This window comes from Herbidospora galbida (assembly GCF_005233835.1).
Classification (GTDB): Bacteria; Actinomycetota; Actinomycetes; order Streptosporangiales; family Streptosporangiaceae; genus Herbidospora; species Herbidospora galbida.
Map to the genome: position 1 here is coordinate 1 of NZ_SZQA01000111.1, position 1,131 is coordinate 1,131.

1 protein-coding gene is annotated in these 1,131 nt (G+C 66.6%); it reads left to right on the forward strand.

Annotated elements, in window-relative coordinates:
• Positions 1–47 precede the first annotated feature (47 nt).
• The coding region (locus FDA94_RS38880) for an IS630 family transposase (RefSeq protein WP_137252013.1) at positions 48–1,131 on the forward strand (1,084 nt) is incomplete at its 3' end.

A 1,131-nucleotide genomic window follows, 5' to 3' on the forward strand; every position in this document is an offset into this window, starting at 1 on the left:
CTAGTGTCCTGAAGCGTTAATGCGTTGTCAGTGGGCAGCGATGTCCCATGCCGTTGCCGACAGCAGTGCCGATCGTGCTCACTGACAACGAACGAGAACAATTACTCGCCTGGTCCCGCCGACCATCCAGCGCTCAAGCGATCGCGTTGCGATCACGAGTGGTCCTCGCCTGCGCGGACGCGGCGGGAGCGACCAACGGGTCAATCGCCGAGGACCTCGGGATCTCCCGCGCCACGGTGACCAAGTGGCGCAACCGCTTCGCCACCGACCGGCTCGACGGGCTGATGGATGAGCCGCGGCCGGGCCGGCCCCGCACGATCACCGACGCCGACGTGGAGAAGGTGATCACCACGACCCTGGAGACCACGCCCAAGGACGCCACGCACTGGTCGACCCGGTCCCTGGCCGCCCAGATCGGGCTGTCACAGACCGCTGTGTCCCGGATCTGGCGCGCGTTCGGTCTGGCTCCGCACCGGCGCCAGACCTGGAAGCTGTCGAAGGATCCGCAGTTCATCGACAAGGTCCGCGACGTGGTCGGCTTATACCTCGACCCGCCCGAACGCGCCGTGGTGCTGTGCGTGGATGAGAAATCGCAGATCCAGGCCCTGGACCGCACCGCCCCGGTGCTGCCGATGCTGCCCGGCACTCCGCAGCGGGCCAGTCACGACTACGTCCGCGCCGGGACCTCCAGCCTGTTCGCCGCTCTGGACCTGGCCACCGGCAAGGTCATCGGCAGCCTGCACGCCCGCCACCGCGCGATCGAGTTCAAGAAGTTCCTGGCCACCCTGGACCGCCAGGTACCGGCCGATCTGGACGTGCATGTGGTGCTGGACAACGCCTCCACGCACAAGACCCCGGCCGTCAGACGCTGGCTGGCCGCCCATCCCCGCTTCGTCCTGCACTTCACCCCGACCAGCTCGTCCTGGCTCAACCTGGTCGAACGCTGGTTCGGCGAGCTGACCACCAAGAAGCTGCAACGCGGCAGCCACCGCAGCGTCCGCGAACTGAACCAGGACATCCTGGACTGGATCGAGACCTGGAACGACGACCCACGGCCCTATGTCTGGACCAAGGCCGCCGACCAGATCCTCGAATCCATCGCACGCTACTGCAAACGAATCAACGACTCAC